This window comes from Geomicrobium sp. JCM 19039 (genome assembly GCF_000698145.1).
Taxonomy (GTDB): Bacteria; Bacillota; Bacilli; order Bacillales; family Marinococcaceae; genus Geomicrobium_A.
Genome location: NZ_BAXB01000009.1, coordinates 80,974 through 98,034, shown reverse-complemented (window position 1 = coordinate 98,034; position 17,061 = coordinate 80,974). Strand labels below are relative to the sequence as shown.

The following is a 17,061-nucleotide window of genomic DNA, read 5'->3' as shown; positions in this document are numbered from 1 at the left end:
TTATCAATTTCATCGAGCAGGAATACCGGATTCATGACACCAGCTTTTTCATCCCTTGTATCATCTTCCCTGGCATCGCTCCGACATACGTGCGGCGGTGGCCACGAATCTCTGCTTCATCACGAACACCTCCAAGTGAGATGCGGACAAATTCTCTCTCTAACGATCGAGCAATGGATTTGGCAAGCGATGTTTTCCCAACTCCAGGAGGCCCAGTGAGACAAAGAATGGGCCCACGCAGCGAATCCGTGAGCTTTTGAACTGCTAAATGTTCGAGCACACGCTCTTTCACTTTCTCTAACCCAAAATGATCTTCGTTTAGCACCTTCTCTGCATGATCGAGGTCGAGACGGTCCGTCGTTTCTTCACTCCAAGGAATCGTCGTCAACCATTCAATGTAATTGCGAATGACGGAGCTTTCTGCTGAACTCGCCGGAACCTTTTCGTAGCGCGCCAATTCCTTTAATGCCTTTTCACTCACGTTCTCCGGCATCTCGGACTCCTCAATACGCGTCCTTAACTCTTCTACTTCGCCACCTTTGCCATCCTTATCTCCTAATTCCTTTTGAATGGCTTTCATCTGCTCACGCAAATAGTATTCTTTTTGGGTCTTCTCCATTGACTTTTTTTACGCGCTGGCCGATTTTCTTTTCTAAACCGAGGACTTCTCGCTCATTTTCTAAGATGTCAAGAAGTTGCTCTAGGCGCGCTTTTTCTTCGAACGTTTCAAGAAGCTCTTGTTTTCTTTTAATTTGTAGCGGCAGATGCGAAGCGACGAGATCAGCAAAATAACCTGGCTCGTCGATATCTTGCACTGATTTTAGTGTGTCTTTTGATACTTTGCTCGACAGTTTCGTATACTGCTCAAACTGCTTCAAAACCGAACGCATTAACGCCGTCTTCTCTTCGGGATCTTCATCACCGGCTTGACTGTCTACACGTATTTGAATGTCTACTTCATAGTAGTCTAATTCACTCGTAAACGTCTCAATCGTCGCCCGTTTCAAGCCTTCAACGAGAATACGCGTTGTGCCATTTGGCATTTTAATCATTTGTTTTACGTAAGCAAGTGTGCCAACGGTGTACAAGTCTTCTTTTGCTGGTTCATCAACAGATAAATCAATTTGACTTGTAAGAAGAATTTCTTGGTCACCGACCATCACTTGTTCTAATGCTTTCACTGATTTTGATCTTCCTACATCTAAATGAAGCACCATCCCTGGGAAAACAAGCACTCCTCGTAGTGGAAGGAGTGGAATGGTACGTTTTTCGTGTTGAGTTGACGTCAACATCATCCCCCATTTCCTAAATCACATTGTTCCATCTAATTGTCTATATGTTCGTAAGCTCTGTAGACTCATGATATTCATTGTAGCTTAACGAATATCACGTGTCTATGAACTCACATCTCGTCATGAATTAGATGGATGAGGATTGATTATGATTCATCGGATGATCCATCGTTGTGTCCATAAGCACAGATTCTTCACTAAGCACGTGAAGAAATAATTCATCTAAAGATGAAAGAGGGATAACTTCAATGCCAACGTGTCGATGAAGCACTGTTTCATCATTATCAACAGGGATATACGCTTTACAAGCTCCTGCCTCAAGTGCAGCAGCGACTTTTGCAGGCACCCCTCCGACCGGTTTGATCGTTCCCCAAATGCTGAGTTCACCCGTCATGGCGACATCGTTTTTCACTTTCTTGTTCGTGATGGCGGAATAGATCGCTGTAGCAATCGCCGCACCTGCTGAAGGTCCATCAATTGGCGTACCCCCAGGGAAATTCACATGAATATCATAATGGTCAACAGGCACTTGAAGACGCCGCAATACGGTCATGACGTTATCAACTGAACTTCGCGCCATGCTCTTTCTACGGATGGATCGCATTTGATTACCGGCATTTTCTTCTTCAGCGATTCCCGTCACTGTCAACATTCCTTTTCCTTCAGAGGTCTTTCTGGCGGTCGCTTCAATTTCTAAAAGCATACCAAGATCAGGACCGTAAACGGCAAGCCCATTAACCCGTCCAACAGCCGGACTTTGATGGATGACCTTCTCGGGGCGCCGAGTCAAACGACTGGCATGAACGACCCACTCGATGTCAGATACGCCGATCTCATTACGGTTTTCACTCGTAGCCAATCCTGCTGCAATCTGAATTGTATTTACCGCTTCACGGCCGTTCGATACGTAAGACGCGATCGTTTCTAATCCTTCTGGGTGGATACTCATTTCCAAACGCTTGGCGGACTTTTCAGCAACACGGGCTAACTCTTTTTGCTTTAACGGACGGAAAAACACTTCTAAGCAACGGGAACGAATGGCTGGCGGGATTTCATCTGGTGTCCGCGTTGTCGCTCCAATCAAACGAAAATCAGCAGGTAATCCATTTTGAAAAATATCATGGATGTGTCTTGGAATATTCATGTTCTCTTCGCTATAATATGCACTTTCCAGGAACACTTTTCGGTCTTCTAGTACTTTTAACATCTTGTTCATCTGGATGGAATGAAGTTCACCAATTTCATCAATAAAAAGCATGCCACCATGTGCTTTTGTAATGGCGCCTGGTTTCGGCTGCGGGATGCCCGCTTGCCCCATCGAACCTGCCCCTTGATAAATCGGATCATGAACGGACCCAATGAGTGGGTCTGCAATGCCTCTTTCATCAAACCTTGCCGTTGTACCGTCGAGCTCAATAAATGGTGCTTCTTGTAAAAATGGGGAGTGTTCATTTGATTTCGCTTTATTCATGACGAGACGAGCGGCTGCAGTTTTTCCTACGCCAGGGGGACCATATATAATGACATGTTGCGGATTCGGGCCACAAAGTGCCGCTTCTAAAGATAAAATCCCTTCATCTTGTCCGATAATATCATCTAAAGATTCTGGTCTGACTTTCTCCGATAATGGCTCATTCAAAGATACAGACCTTAACTTTTGTAACTGCACCATCTCTTTTCTCGACTCCCGATCGACCGATACTTTTTGTGTACGCTGGTTTTTTAGCAAGTTCCAGAAATAAAGGCCAATAACGATCCCAAAAAACACTTGAACCAACATGATAATCGATGTCCAATTCATGTAATTCCTCCTTACAACCGAATCATTCTCAAGTAGTATGACTCGGTCGCTCAGAAGCTATCCCCATAGTTTCACGATGCACACACGAAAAAACCCGGAAGAAATTCTCCCGGGTTGTAAGATTCAGATGTTACGCGCTTTCTCGCGGCACGATCTCATCTAACGTGATCGACTTGCCATCTTTAGTCGTAAGAACTGGTGACGCGTTGTGTAACACGCAATCAGCAGTAATTTTACAATGGCTAATGTTATCTTGTGACGGAAGATCATACATCACATCTTGCATGATAACCTCAATAATTGAGCGCAAACCTCTTGCCCCTGTTTTACGTTCAATCGCTTTCTTTGCGATTTCCGTAAGAGCGTCTTCCGTAAACTCAAGTTCCACTTCATCAATCTCAAGTAAACGTTGGAATTGCTTAACGAGTGCATTCTTCGGTTTCGTGAGAATTTCAATGAGCGCATTCTCATCCAGTTGTTTCAAGCTTGAAATTACCGGTAGACGCCCAATGAATTCTGGAATCAAACCGTAGCGAAGCAAGTCTTCAGGCAGAATTTTATCTAGATAATCATCTTCAGTCATTTCACCGCTCTCGCCCTCAGAGCCGAATCCAATGACTTTCTTACCTAGACGGCGCTTTACGACTTGGTCAATCCCATCAAATGCTCCGCCAACAATGAACAGAACGTTTGACGTATCAATTTGAATAAATTCTTGATGAGGGTGCTTACGCCCGCCTTGTGGTGGCACGCTTGCTGTTGTTCCTTCAAGAATCTTTAAGAGTGCTTGTTGAACCCCTTCTCCAGACACATCTCTCGTGATGGATGGGTTCTCTGATTTGCGGGCTACTTTGTCAATTTCATCGATGTAAATGATCCCTTTTTCTGCTTTTTCAACATCATAATCTGCTGCTTGGATAAGCTTCAAAAGAATGTTCTCTACATCTTCACCGACATAACCGGCTTCAGTTAGTGACGTCGCATCTGCAATCGCAAACGGCACATTCAATATTCTTGCCAACGTTTGGGCCATGAGTGTTTTACCACTACCGGTAGGTCCGATCAAACAGATGTTACTCTTTGAAATCTCAACATCATCGCCACCTTGACCAATCGTTGAGTTCACGCGCTTATAATGGTTGTACACAGCAACCGACAGTGCCTTTTTCGCACTTTCTTGCCCGATCACATAGTCATCGAGAATCCCGTCAATTTCTTGAGGTTTCGGAACGGTTTCAAATTCTACTTCCTCATCGGTTCCGAGTTCTTCTTCAACGATTTCAGAGCATAATTCAATACATTCATCACATATATATACACCGGGTCCAGCGACTAATTTCCGAACCTGGTCTTGTGTTTTGCCACAGAAAGAACACTTGAGTTGCCCTTTCTCCTCGTTAAACTTGATCATGTGATTCACCCCTCTTTTGTATTATGTAGACTACACCGAATGGTTGCTCCACGTCAAACAATAGCCCCTACATTATCGTACCCATTCTTCATCAGCTTTACGTTGAAAAACGTAAATTCATTCATGTTTTTTTAATGGAGGTCCTTCTGTACGTTCACAAAATGAACACAATCATGAATTCAAGAAAAAAGAGGACACGACGTTCGCGCCTCATTTTGTTCTATAATTCTTTCTGAGCTACGCCTACACATTCATTGCAAATGTAGACACCCGGTCCAGCAATTAACTTCTTAACTTGGTCCTTCGTTTTGCCGCAAAACGAACACTTGTGTTCTTCTTGATCTTTTGCGTTTCTGCTCATCTGTTCCACCTACTTTTTTAATGTACAGGAATCCAATGAAAAGATCAATCGAAGCGGTTTTCTATTGCATAAAAAGGCACGAATACGACTCGTGCCTTCTTTGCAACTTACGCTTCTTTATCTTCTTTTGCTTCAACTGTTACACTCTCATCTACTAAGAATTGAACAGCTGTTTGGATGCGAAGATCATTTTTCAAAGAATCTACGCCACCTTGCATCGCAAGTAGTTGACGAATTTCTTCTTTATCGCGCTGATACATTTCTGCCATTTTGTCGAGCTCTTCTTCGACACGCTCGTCACTCGCTTCAAGTTCTTCCGCATTTGCAATGGCTTCAAGTACAAGGTTCATGCGAACGCGCTTTTCTGCTTCTGGCTTAAATTGCTCTTTCATACCTTCTGCATCTGTTCCTGCCATTTGATAGTACATATCCATAGAGATGCCTTGTGATTGGAAACGCTGCTCCATTTCTTGCATCATGCGATCAGTTTCTGCTTTAATCATTGCATCTGGAATATCGACAGTTGCATTCTCCGCTGCTTTTTCTACAACGGTATCATTGTAATGATGCTCTTTCTCATGCTCGAGATTGTGCTGAAGTTCGTCTTTCTTCTTCGTTCTTAGTGCTTCTAGTGACTCAACTTCTTCGTCTACGTCTTTTGCAAATTCATCGTCAAGCTCAGGAAGTTCTTTGCGCTTCACTTCGTGAACTTTCACTTTAAATACTGCCGGTTTACCAGCGAGGTCTTCGGCATGATATTCCTCAGGGAACGTAAGCTCGACATCTTTCTCATCGTCTGCTTTCAAGCCGATCATTTGCTCTTCAAAACCAGGAATAAATTGACCAGATCCTAGCTCTAGCGAATGGTTCTCTGCTTTTCCACCTTCAAAAGGTTCGCCGTCCATAAACCCTTCAAAGTCAAAAACAACCGTATCGCCATCTTGGGCAGTTTCGTCAACAACAGCAAGCTCTGCTTGCTTATCGCGTAGGTTATTTAATTCAGTTTCAACATCTTCATCATTCACTTCTGTGTTAAATGCAGGAACTTCTAACCCTTTGTAATCGCCAAGCTCAACTTCTGGCTTCACAATGACATTCGCTGTAAATGTTAACGTCTTTCCTTGTTCCATTTCTTTAATATCAATTTCTGGCTGGTCTACTGGCTCAATGCCTGTCTCTTCTACCGCTTCTGAATAAGCTTTTGGAAGAACAATATCAAGTGCATCTTGATAGAGTGACTCTACACCAAAACGAGATTCAAATAGTTTGCGTGGGACTTTCCCTTTACGAAATCCAGGTACGTTTACGCTTTTCTTGACTTTTTCAAATGCTTGATCAATGGCTTCATCAAATTGTTTAGCATCTACATCGACAGTGAGGACCCCTTGGTTTCCTTCACCTTTTTCCCATTTTGCAGTCATTTATTGTGTTCCCTCCAAGTTTCATAGGTTACGCTTCCATTTTTACAACCACTATATTATAACATACTCCACGTGCATTTCAATCGCACCAAATTAGAAAAGTTCGCCAGTATCTACCTTTCATAGTGTTTGAACATCACGAGCAACTCATTAACATTTACTTGATTTGCTCCATAGTATCCAACCCACTCATCTTTATGAGTGTCTAAGTCTTCGCCTCCATATCGAAGTGCTTCAATATGGAGGGCCGCTGCCCAATCCATTGACGAAGCTCTTTCATATTTGAAAGGATACAATATGACCCCCATCCAATCCCACACGTGCCGGCACGTCTCATACAAGTGGGGATTGTCCGATTCGATTGGAGCAAGCGCTGAGAAAATCTCAGTCTGTGACTCTCCAGCATAATTTTCTAACGCCGGAAGGGTTTTCGGCACAATTGTTTGTTCCTTTTCGCTTTTATGAACGAATACAGATGTTTCCATTTCCTCATCTTTAAGATGAAGCAATATGAGTGATTTAACGACAGGAGACCGGTCTTTGTCCTGTAAAACATCGTCGAAAGTGTCAATAACTACGACGAGAGGATACGTCTTCAACTGCTGAAATGCCGACCACTGTTCTTCCGCCGATCCAAATCGCAATGATTCCGTAAGGTCGGTGGGAACAGGTCGCGTGTCCTCTTCCTTTTCGATTGCAGGCGCTTCCTTATGACGGTTCGCTTCTTCAAGAAGTGCACGAAACTCTAGATCGTCATTCAATTGAATATGATTTGCATCCGCTGCATCGTTAATAAGATCGGCCAGTTCCTGCCAACGACTTTGCTCTACTAATGCCGTGACAACAATCATGAGCCTTGTCTATATAAATGCCCTAAGCGCGGAAGACCTTCATACGCTTCTTGTATCACGTCGTTGTGCCTTTCCAATTTGAGCAGTGACACCCATTTCCCATAGATTGCTTCTTGATGATCGGGCTCAAATTGGATCACTTCCTGAAACGTGTGGAGCGATTTCTCAAACTGCCCGCCTTTTAAATCATTCAGACCGTTTTCTATTAAACGCTGAACCGTACCAGGAAACACGATCACCTTTTGTTCTTCTTCATTCATGACGATCCCTCAATCCAGAGCAACAACCTATGCACGAAGCATCGCCTCGCCATAGGTTGAGCGGTAACGCGTTCACTATGAGCGCGTTTCGTTTTGTTTGTTTTTCCCAAAATATAACACACCGAGCAACCAAAAACCAATCATAAGAACAGTCGCCACAATGAGTGCTGGTACGGCTCCAAACTGAATGATGATTGGCATCGCTGCTGCCGTTACAAGTCCACCACCAACCATCGGCTCAAATAGAATTTGTTTATAGCCAAATGCTTTCATTGCTGGTGTCTTTTGCTCTGGGTCGACAATTTTCATGAGCATAATGCCTGTCGCGGCAACACCCATTGACTGACCAAAGTCACCCATTCCTCGCTCAAACCAATAATGAGGAATCATGCGTGGTGCGAGATATAAGAACATCACAACGTTAAGCACAACACCAACAACAGCTAAAATAATAAATTCCATGAGATTATTCCCGATGACTTGTAAGCTCAGTGTACCGAGCGCACTGACGATAAGCAGGTCCAGTGCCGTATTTTGGATTCTACTAATCGTTGGGCGGTCAACGATATCGTTTTTATCAAACCGAGTAATAAAGATTTGAACGATAATCCCGCCAATCATTGCGAATGGAAAGAGAGGAACATGAGCAATCAATTCCATTTGCTCAATCCATAAAGCCTCTTCGACCCACATTAACCCTTCGAGCAACCAATACCCGATAAAAATAGACAAGCCGACCATACCGATGTGAAATGCTAGTGGATCGATGGAAACGGTTGACGTCGTCATCTGCCCACTAGGCTCACGGCGGTTTTGATCTAACACACCTGTTTGTTGATCAACAGATATATCATCAGGGTGTTTCAATGTCTCCGAAGCGCCTTTTCTCGCAGCGATGTTCAGCATAATAATACCGATAAGAACACCGGACAATAGACCGACCGTTGCAAGGCCAATCGCAAGATCATAACCTTCTTCAAACCCTAATGATTCAAAGCTATCGGAAAGTCCCGCAGCAGTTCCGTGACCGCCAACAAAACTAATTTCAATAAGTGCACCTGCTGCAGGGCTCATGCCAAACAACGGTGTTAAAATCGTTATGGCGACCAGAATACCGACAGCGTACTGAGCCCAAGAAATCGTATAACCGAGTGCTACTTGCGGCCCACCGACTTTCCATATGTCTTGTAACCTAGGCAGTGCAAAACCAATAAATAAACATGCAAATACGACGTTAATAAGTATACCTGGAAGCTCTGCCCACACTTCATACATTGGTTCTGTAAATATCCCGTATGGCATGACCTCGTTTCCGGTCACTGCGTTATAATTCTTCCTAATACCTCAGGCCCAAATAGTAAGGCAAAGAACCCACCAATAATTGAACTCGGCAAAAATAACCGTTGAAGTACGGGAACTTTCAATCGTATCCATTTCCCGATGATGAGAACAATACTAATAACAACTAGTGCAAATCCAACAATTTCTACTGCTTCCATGTACTCACCTTCCTCGCTTTCTCCACATTCATGACGAACAGCAAACATGAATACCTTTTCTTTACCCAAACTAACAGGCTTTTAAAACGACATCTATACAAAATGCTGGATTTGTATGATTTTACCTACAAAAAAAGGAAGAAAGCCGGTCAATAAATCCGGCTTTCTTCCTTTATAATGGTTGTTTCTTTGCTTCATATTCACGAATGTCATTTACATATTGTAAAGTGAGTCCAATTTCATCCAATCCATGAACCATCATATTTTTCCAATACGAATCAATGTCAAATGAATGCCTTTTTCCTGAAGGATCTTCAATATATTGATCATCAAGGTTAATGAGTAAGTCAAATGACGTGTGTTCACTCGCTTTCAACCACTCTCTCACCTGTTCACTTTCAATCCGTATCGGTAGCAATCCATTTTTGAAGCTGTTGTTATAGAAAATATCACCGAAACTCGGTGCAATGACAACGCGAAAACCATAGTCTTGAAGTGCCCACGCTGCATGTTCTCGGGATGAACCACAGCCAAAGTTTTCATCAGCTAGCAAAATTGTCGCACCTTCAGCACTCGAATGGTTAAGCGCAAAATCTGGATTTGGGGACTCATCATCGAGAAAGCGCCAATTATAGAATAGAAATTGACCAAAACCAGATCGCTCCACACGCTTTAGAAATTGCTTTGGGATAATCTGATCGGTATCAATATTCACAAAAGGGAGAGCCGCTGTATTTCCTTTATGCGTCGTGAATTTCTCCACGTTTATCGCCTCCTTTTTCCTTACGTAACCTGCTCTGCTTCGATCTTTCTTACATCAACAAAATGACCGTGAACCGCTGCAGCTGCAGCCATAACCGGACTCATCAAATGCGTACGGGCATTTTTCCCTTGTCGTCCTTCGAAATTACGATTCGACGTGGAAGCACAGCGCTCACCTGCAGGTACTTGGTCAGGGTTCATTCCTAAACACATGCTACATCCTGCATCTCGCCACTCAAAACCGGCTTCAATAAATAATTCCGCAAGCCCTTCTGCTTCTGCTTGCGTTTCACTTGCATGCTACCAGGTACGACGAGGCACGAACGTCTGGCTTTACTTTCTTTCCTTTAATATAGCGCGCGGCTTCGCGAAGATCGCTAATTCGCGCATTTGTACATGAACCTAAGAATACGTGTTGAATTTCAACGTCTTCCATCTTTGTACCAGGAGTGAGACCCATATACGCTAATGATTGTTCAATTGCTCTTCGCTCAGCATCACTTTTTGCATCTGCAGGAGACGGAACGACACCGTCAATAGCAATTCCTTGACCTGGGTTTGTTCCCCACGTCACCATCGGCTTCACTTCATCTGCTGACAATGTGAGCGTCTCGTCAAACGTTGCCCCATCATCGGTAGCTAGCGCTTTCCACTCTTTGACCTTTTGTTCGTACTCATCACCTTTCGGGACATTTTCACGCCCTTTCAAGTAATCAAACGTCACTTGGTCAGGGCTAATTAAACCCGCTCTCGCCCCTCCTTCAATTGACATGTTACAAATGGTCATTCTCTCTTCCATTGTTAGACCACGAATCGCTTCACCCCGGTACTCAACCACATGCCCTGTTCCAAAATTCACACCGTATTTGGCAATGAGCGCCAAAATAATATCTTTTGCACTCACACCACTGTTAAGACGGCCATCAATGACAACCTCCATCGTCTTTGGCCGACTTTGCCATAAAGTTTGGGTCGCCATCACGTGTTCAACTTCACTCGTACCAATACCAAAAGCTAAAGCGCCAAATGCACCGTGCGTAGACGTGTGACTATCCCCGCAAACGATTGTTTTTCCTGGTTGAGTTAATCCAAGCTCCGGTCCAATAATATGAACAATCCCGTTGCTCGGACTATCGAGGTCAGCGAGCTCTACCCCAAACTCTTCACAGTTTTTAACGAGCACATCAATTTGTTTTTTTGCAATCCGATCGGTAATCGTTCTTCGATCTTCTGTAGGGATGTTATGATCCATCGTTGCAAACGTCAAATCCGGTCTACGAAGAGACCTCCCATTCATACGTAACCCTTCAAAAGCTTGCGGAGACGTGACCTCATGAACAAGATGAAGATCAATATACAACAAATCAGGCTTCCCTTCTTCTTGAGTGACCGTATGTTGATCCCAAACTTTTTCGATGATTGTTTTTGCCATTATTCTTCCCCTCCTTATGCTAACGCTTGAATGACCGCTTCAGTCATTTCTTTTGTCGTATGCGCTTTTGTTTCGTTCCGTTGAAGATCTTTCGTTCGATACCCTTGTTCGAGCACAGAAAGAATCGCTCGTTCTACTTGCTCTGCTTCTTCTGCAAAACCAAATCCATATTTTAATAGCATGGCGGCTGACGAAATTGCAGCCAATGGGTTCGCCAATTCTAAACCAGCAATGTCAGGGCCGAGCCATGGATCGGTTCAAACACACCGGGTCCAGTTTCGCCGAGACTTGCTGATGGCAATAACCCGAGAGACCCTGTCAGCATGGACGCTTCATCGCTTAAAATATCTCCAAACATATTTTCTGTTAGAATGACATCGAATGAGGACGGGTTCTGAATGAGCTGCATTGCTGCGTTATCTACGAGCATATGCGACAAAGAAATATCGGAATGGTTTGCGACTCTTTCTTCAACCACCTCGCGCCACAATCTGCTCGACTCCAATACGTTTGCTTTATCCACAGATACGATCCGCTTGCTCCGAAGAGCAGCCGCATCAATGGCACGTTCCGTAATCCGCTCAATTTCTGATACCGAGTACGTAAGTGTGTCAACAGCATATACTTCTCCGTTGTCTTCTTTTCGTTCATGATCACCGAAATAAATGCCTCCGGTCAGTTCCCTCACGATCAAAACATCGACATCTTCAACGACTTCACGCTTTAATGGAGAGGAATCCAGTAAAGGAGCGTACGCCTTTACTGGTCGCAAGTTCGCAAACAACCCTAATTCTTTCCGCATTTTGAGCAAACCTTTTTCCGGACGTTTTGCCACATCAATTCCATCCCATTTCGGACCACCAACAGCCCCAAGCAAAATCGCGTCGCTTCCTTTACATAGCTCTTCGGTTTGCTTAGGAAAGGGGTCTCCCGTTTCATCAATGGCAGCACCTCCGATGCTCCCATACGAAAACTCAAACTGGTGATCCCGCTTCCTTGCTACGGTTTGTAACACAGCAACTGCCGCTTCTGTCACTTCCGGTCCAATGCCATCCCCAGGCAATACTGCTATTTTTTTCACGCTCATTACTGCACCCTCACTTCTATGACTTTACCGGTTGCTCAGCGGATTGCTTCGCAGGATTTCCAAGTAAGATTCGGTTCACTGCATTCAAATAGGCATATGCGGAAGCTTCTAACACATCATGTGCCGTGCCTCTTCCAAGTGACGAATCATCCTTATACGTAAGGTGAACAACCACTTCAGCTAGTGCGTCTTCTCCACCGCTTACCGATTGAATACGGTAATCATCAAGTCGGATCTCTTCACCGATGATCCGAGCCAACGTGTTGTACACCGCCTCAACACTCCCTTTACCCGTTGCCGCTTCTTCAACCGTTTCACCGCTCGGTGTTTTTACGATGACTGTTGCCGTCTGGATGACGTTCGCTTGCGTCGCTACGTTTACTTGCAAGCTTTGCAGTTCATATTGACCGACTGGACTGCCAGCCTTGTCAGCAGCCATTAGCGCGAAGATATCATCATCGGTAACATTTTTCTTTTTGTGGGCAAGTGCCTTAAACGAGGAGAATACTCGCTTTAACTCTTCATCTGTCGGATCAAACCCAAGTTCAACGACTTTATTTCGAAAAGCGTGCTTACCAGAGAGCTTACCGAGAACGAGTTTATTCTTTTCAACACCGACAAGTTCTGGTGTGATGATTTCATACGTGGTGCTCTCTTTTAAAACTCCGTCTTGGTGGATCCCGGATTCGTGAGCAAATGCATTAGCGCCGACAATGGCTTTATTACCAGGAACGACAGTACCACTCAACGTACTCACTAAGTTACTCGTTCGCTTGATTTCAGAAAGTACTAGGTTTGATGATCTTTGGTAATGATCTTTTCGGATATGCAAAGCGACGGCAATTTCTTCAAGTGAAGCATTGCCTGCCCGCTCCCCTAAACCGTTTATGGTACATTCCACTTGGTCAGCTCCACCTTCTACAGCTGCAAGTGAATTGGCAACCGCCATTCCTAAGTCGTCGTGACAATGACTTGAGAGTTTAATCTTTTCAACGCCTTTTACGTTGTCTTTCATGTGTTTAAACATGGCGCGAATTTCATTCGGCGTTGTATACCCAACCGTATCCGGTAAATTAATGACGTCAACACCCGCTTCAATGACCGCTTCAGAAATTCTCGTTAAAAATTCCCAATCCGTCCGACACGCATCTTCTGCTGAAAATTGAACTGTCTCGAACAACGTCTTTGCGTATTTAACAGCTTCGACAGCAGAAGCCAATACTTCATCTTGGGTCATGAACAATTTGTGTTTAATATGAACGTCAGACGTTGCGATGAACAAATGAATTCTAGGCGCTGCAGTGTTTTTCAGCGCATCATAGGCAATGTCGATGTCTTGCTTTTTCACTCGCGATAGACCGGTCACCGTACTATTTTTTACTGTTTCTGCAATTTGCTTGACGGATAAAAAGTCGCCCTCATTGGAAGCCGGAAACCCGGCTTCAATGATGTCAACACCTAAACGGTCGAGCTGCTTTGCAATTTCCAATTTTTCGTCACGATTTAAATTTAAACCCGGTTGCTGTTCACCGTCTCGTAAAGTCGTGTCAAAAAACTCAACTGCCCGCACGTGATACCACTCCTTTTTGGTCTTGTTTAACAAACGGCATCATTTCTCGAAGTTTTTGACCAACTTCTGTCAGCTGGTGCGCATGTTCACGATTATTAATGGCATTAAATTGTGGACGATTCGCTTGGTTTTCTAAAATCCACCCTTTAGCAAACTTCCCGGTTTGAATGTCATCAAGGATTTCTTTCATGGCTTGTTTCGTATCATCCGTTATAATTCTAGATCCAGCTTGGAAGTCACCCCACTGTGCAGTATCTGAGATCGAGTACCTCATGTACTCCAAACCGCCCTCGTACATCAGGTCAACAATAAGTTTCAATTCGTGTAAACATTCAAAGTATGCGACTTCTGGTTGGTATCCTGCTTCAACAAGTGTTTCAAAACCGGCTTTTACTAGTGCGGACGTTCCGCCACATAAGACAGCTTGCTCACCGAATAGGTCTGTTTCTGTTTCTTCTTGGAACGTTGTTTCAATAATCCCTGCTCGACCTGCCCCTATTTGTTTCGCATAGGCAAGTGCTAGATCTTTTGCCTCGCCATGAGGGTCTTGGTAGATCGCATAAAGTGCTGGAACACCTGCACCTGCTTCATACGTACGACGCACGATATGACCTGGACCTTTTGGAGCGACCATAAACACATTCACATCTGCTGGTGGTTGAATTTGGCTAAAATGAATGTTAAATCCATGTGCAAATACGAGTGATTTTCCACTTGTTAAATACGGCTTGATTTCATTTTCATAGATTGCAGGCTGCGCTTCATCGGGTAGAGCAAGCATGAGAATATCTGCACGCTCAGCAGCTACGGAAACTTCGTATACGTCAAACCCATCTTTTTCTGCTTTCTCCCAAGAGCGTCCTTTGCGGATGCCGATAATTACATTTACTCCGCTTTCTTTCATATTTAATGCGTGCGCATGTCCTTGTGAGCCATATCCAATCACGGCAATTGTTTTTCCTCCAAGTACGTTCTCATTAATATCATTATTATAAAATACTGTAGCCATCTTAAATCTCTCCTTTAAATTGTGTTATATATTATTGGAAAAGCGAGTATTTCAATTCTTGAGCTTGTGTGGTTGAGCTTCGCTTCAAGGCTGTTGCCCCCGTTCGAGCTAACTCCTTGATTCCGTAAGGCTTGAGAAGGTCAATCAATGCTTCAACCTTACTATGGTCGCCAGTAACTTGAAGTGTGACAGTGTCCCGACCGACATCAACAATGGTTGCTCGAAATGGACGGGCGAGTGTTTCGATTTCTCCACGGTTTTCTGCGGAAGCGACTACTTTTATGAGCGCTAACTCTCGAAGAACGATCGATTCACCTGAAATGTCTCTTACTTTTAGTACATCTACTTGTTTGTTCAACTGTTTGACAACTTGGTCAAGCGCGCCATCGCTTTCTACATTCACAACGAAGGTCATTCTTGATATTTCGGGATTCTCGGTCGTTCCAACGGTGATGCTCTCAATATTGAACTGTCGCCTAGCGAACAATCCTGTAATCCGGTTTAATACACCTGACGAATTGTTCACCGTTGCAGTTATCGTTCGAATCACGGCGCAATTCCCTCCATTTCCTGATGACCTTTACCAGGTGCAATCATCGGGTACACATTTTCTTGACCTGTCACTCTGAAATCGAACAATACAGGTCCGTCAATCGCTAGCCCTTTTTTTAGAACCGTTCTTGCTTCACTTGGGTCGTCGATACGATATCCTGGAATGTTATACGCTTCCGATAGTTTCGTGAAATCGGGTTGAATCGGAAACAGTGAATGAGAATACCGTTCTCCGTGGAACAATTCTTGCCATTGCCTTACCATCCAAGCGAGGCATTGTTTACAATCACAATCTTTACAGGAAGATGCAGTTCTTGAAGAATCGACATCTCCTGGAGGGTCATCTGAAAACCTGCATCTCCTACGACGGCTACAACCGTTTTGTCGGGTTCAGCAAACTGTGCGCCGATGGCTGCTGGAAAACCAAAGCCCATCGTTCCCAGCCCCCAGATGTGACCCAGTGATTGGGTTCATTGAATTTGTAATACTGGGCTGCCCACATTTGATGTTGACCGACGTCTGTCGTAACGATCGCGTCGCCATTTGTTTCCTCGTAAACCATTTCCATGAGGGCTTGCGGCTTGAGTGTTTCGTGATCCGTTTCATACCAGAGTGGATAGTTGCTTTTGTATTCACCTAACCGCTCGTGCCATTCATCGAATCGACCTAGTGGATCAGTTGTTTCATTCAGTAGCTGTAACGCTCGTTTTGCATCCCCTACAATCGGAATGTCAGTCGTAATGTTCTTTCCGATTTCAACAGGGTCTACATCGACATGTGCAACCGTCGCGTATGGAGCAAAGTGTTCCAGTTTACCCGTAAGACGATCATCAAAGCGTGCCCCAATGTTGATGAGTAAATCTGATTCATGCAACGCCATGTTAGATGCGTACAAGCCGTGCATTCCTGCCATTCCAAGGCTCAAATCATCACGAGCAGGAAATCCTCCCAGACCGAGCAACGTTGATGATACCGGAATGTTTTGTGTTTTTGCAAAACGTTCAAGTTCCTTTGCACCGCCTGCATGGAGAACGCCAGCACCAGCAAGTATGACAGGACGTTTGGCTTTCTCAATCGCCGCTTTTAATTTCTTGATTTGCAGTCGATTAGGTTGAACGGTTGGTTGATACCCGGGTAGTTGCACCCTTTTTGGATACGTAAAATTTCCTCGATCGATGGATACATCTTTGGGCAAATCAATGAGTACAGGACCTGGACGGCCAGTTGTCGCAATGTGAAAAGCTTCTTTCATCACCGCAGGGATATCTGCGACATTTCGGATTTGAAAATTATGCTTCGTGATTGGCATCGTAATACCGATCATATCCGCCTCTTGAAAAGCATCCGTACCGATGACATTCGTTGCAACTTGACCGGTAATGACGACAAGCGGCAATGAGTCAATCATCGCATCGGCAATGCCAGTCACAACATTTGTCGCCCCTGGACCCGACGTAACGATGCAAACACCTGGTTTCCCTGACACTCTTGCATAACCTTCAGCAGCGTGTATTGCGCCTTGCTCGTGTCTTGCTAAAATGTGACGGATCCCTTTTTTGTAAATCTCGTCATACGTCGGCAGGATGGCTCCGCCAGGATAACCAAAAATGATTTCCACACCTTCTTCTGCCAGTGACTCGAGAACCATTTGGCTGCCATTCATCTCTTCGTTGTTTCGGTCAGTTCTCCGTTCATCATCTTGCACTTCGAGATTCGTGCCCATCTCCATCTTCCTCCTTCATACAATTTCTCT

Annotated in this window: 13 protein-coding genes and 4 pseudogenes; all 17 read right to left on the bottom strand. The window is 44.3% G+C overall.

Features of this window, described 5'->3' with window-relative positions; all coding sequences use genetic code 11:
- Positions 1-31: 31 nt before the first annotated feature.
- Complete coding sequence (locus tag JCM19039_RS25475) at positions 32-619, bottom strand: AAA family ATPase (RefSeq protein WP_255343653.1); 588 nt, start codon at positions 617-619, stop codon at positions 32-34.
- A complete protein-coding gene (locus JCM19039_RS25470) occupies positions 585-1,292 on the bottom strand; it encodes an LON peptidase substrate-binding domain-containing protein (RefSeq protein WP_373975456.1) in 708 nt (235 codons plus the stop codon). Before JCM19039_RS25470 ends, JCM19039_RS25475 begins: the two co-directional genes overlap by 35 nt.
- A gap of 127 nt (positions 1,293-1,419) precedes the next feature.
- Positions 1,420-3,093 carry an ATP-dependent protease LonB gene (lonB, locus tag JCM19039_RS10735; RefSeq protein WP_042426939.1) on the bottom strand — a complete coding sequence of 558 codons (1,674 nt, stop codon included), beginning with the start codon at positions 3,091-3,093 and terminating at the stop codon, positions 1,420-1,422.
- Positions 3,094-3,223: 130 nt separating this feature from the next.
- Complete coding sequence (gene clpX / locus JCM19039_RS10730; protein WP_042426936.1) at positions 3,224-4,504, bottom strand: ATP-dependent protease ATP-binding subunit ClpX; 1,281 nt, start codon at positions 4,502-4,504, stop codon at positions 3,224-3,226.
- A 244-nt stretch (positions 4,505-4,748) separates the two neighbouring features.
- Positions 4,749-4,865, bottom strand: a pseudogene (locus tag JCM19039_RS23175) (ClpX C4-type zinc finger protein); the annotation flags it as partial.
- A gap of 107 nt (positions 4,866-4,972) precedes the next feature.
- Complete coding sequence (gene tig / locus JCM19039_RS10725; RefSeq protein WP_042426934.1) at positions 4,973-6,286, bottom strand: trigger factor; 1,314 nt, start codon at positions 6,284-6,286, stop codon at positions 4,973-4,975.
- Positions 6,287-6,399: 113 nt separating this feature from the next.
- Positions 6,400-7,137, bottom strand: coding sequence for a hypothetical protein (locus JCM19039_RS10720; protein ID WP_042426931.1), 738 nt, complete (start codon positions 7,135-7,137; stop codon positions 6,400-6,402).
- Positions 7,134-7,397: a hypothetical protein gene (locus JCM19039_RS10715; protein ID WP_042426929.1), complete on the bottom strand. Its 264-nt coding sequence runs from the start codon at positions 7,395-7,397 to the stop codon at positions 7,134-7,136. The genes JCM19039_RS10720 and JCM19039_RS10715 overlap by 4 nt, the downstream gene beginning before the upstream one ends.
- A 75-nt stretch (positions 7,398-7,472) precedes the next feature.
- Entirely contained in the window at positions 7,473-8,717 is a 1,245-nt protein-coding gene (locus tag JCM19039_RS10710; RefSeq protein WP_307190223.1) for a sodium/glutamate symporter, read from the bottom strand.
- Positions 8,714-8,965 (bottom strand): hypothetical protein, encoded by a 252-nt coding sequence (locus JCM19039_RS27275; RefSeq protein WP_307190222.1) that lies wholly within the window; start codon positions 8,963-8,965, stop codon positions 8,714-8,716. Before JCM19039_RS27275 ends, JCM19039_RS10710 begins: the two co-directional genes overlap by 4 nt.
- A gap of 103 nt (positions 8,966-9,068) precedes the next feature.
- A complete protein-coding gene (leuD, locus tag JCM19039_RS10705; RefSeq protein WP_042426927.1) occupies positions 9,069-9,659 on the bottom strand; it encodes a 3-isopropylmalate dehydratase small subunit in 591 nt (196 codons plus the stop codon).
- A 20-nt stretch (positions 9,660-9,679) separates the two neighbouring features.
- Positions 9,680-11,093 (bottom strand): annotated as a pseudogene (gene leuC, locus JCM19039_RS10700) (3-isopropylmalate dehydratase large subunit).
- Between the two features lie 11 nt (positions 11,094-11,104).
- Positions 11,105-12,177 (bottom strand): annotated as a pseudogene (gene leuB / locus JCM19039_RS10695) (3-isopropylmalate dehydrogenase).
- A gap of 16 nt (positions 12,178-12,193) precedes the next feature.
- A complete protein-coding gene (locus JCM19039_RS10690) occupies positions 12,194-13,747 on the bottom strand; it encodes a 2-isopropylmalate synthase (RefSeq protein WP_042426925.1) in 1,554 nt (517 codons plus the stop codon).
- Positions 13,734-14,756: a ketol-acid reductoisomerase gene (gene ilvC, locus JCM19039_RS10685; RefSeq protein ID WP_042426921.1), complete on the bottom strand. Its 1,023-nt coding sequence runs from the start codon at positions 14,754-14,756 to the stop codon at positions 13,734-13,736. The genes JCM19039_RS10690 and ilvC overlap by 14 nt, the downstream gene beginning before the upstream one ends.
- A 31-nt stretch (positions 14,757-14,787) precedes the next feature.
- Entirely contained in the window at positions 14,788-15,306 is a 519-nt protein-coding gene (gene ilvN, locus JCM19039_RS10680) for an acetolactate synthase small subunit (protein ID WP_042399061.1), read from the bottom strand.
- Positions 15,303-17,031, bottom strand: a pseudogene (ilvB, locus tag JCM19039_RS10675) (acetolactate synthase large subunit). The gene ilvN and the pseudogene ilvB overlap by 4 nt, the downstream one beginning before the upstream one ends.
- Positions 17,032-17,061 lie beyond the last annotated feature (30 nt).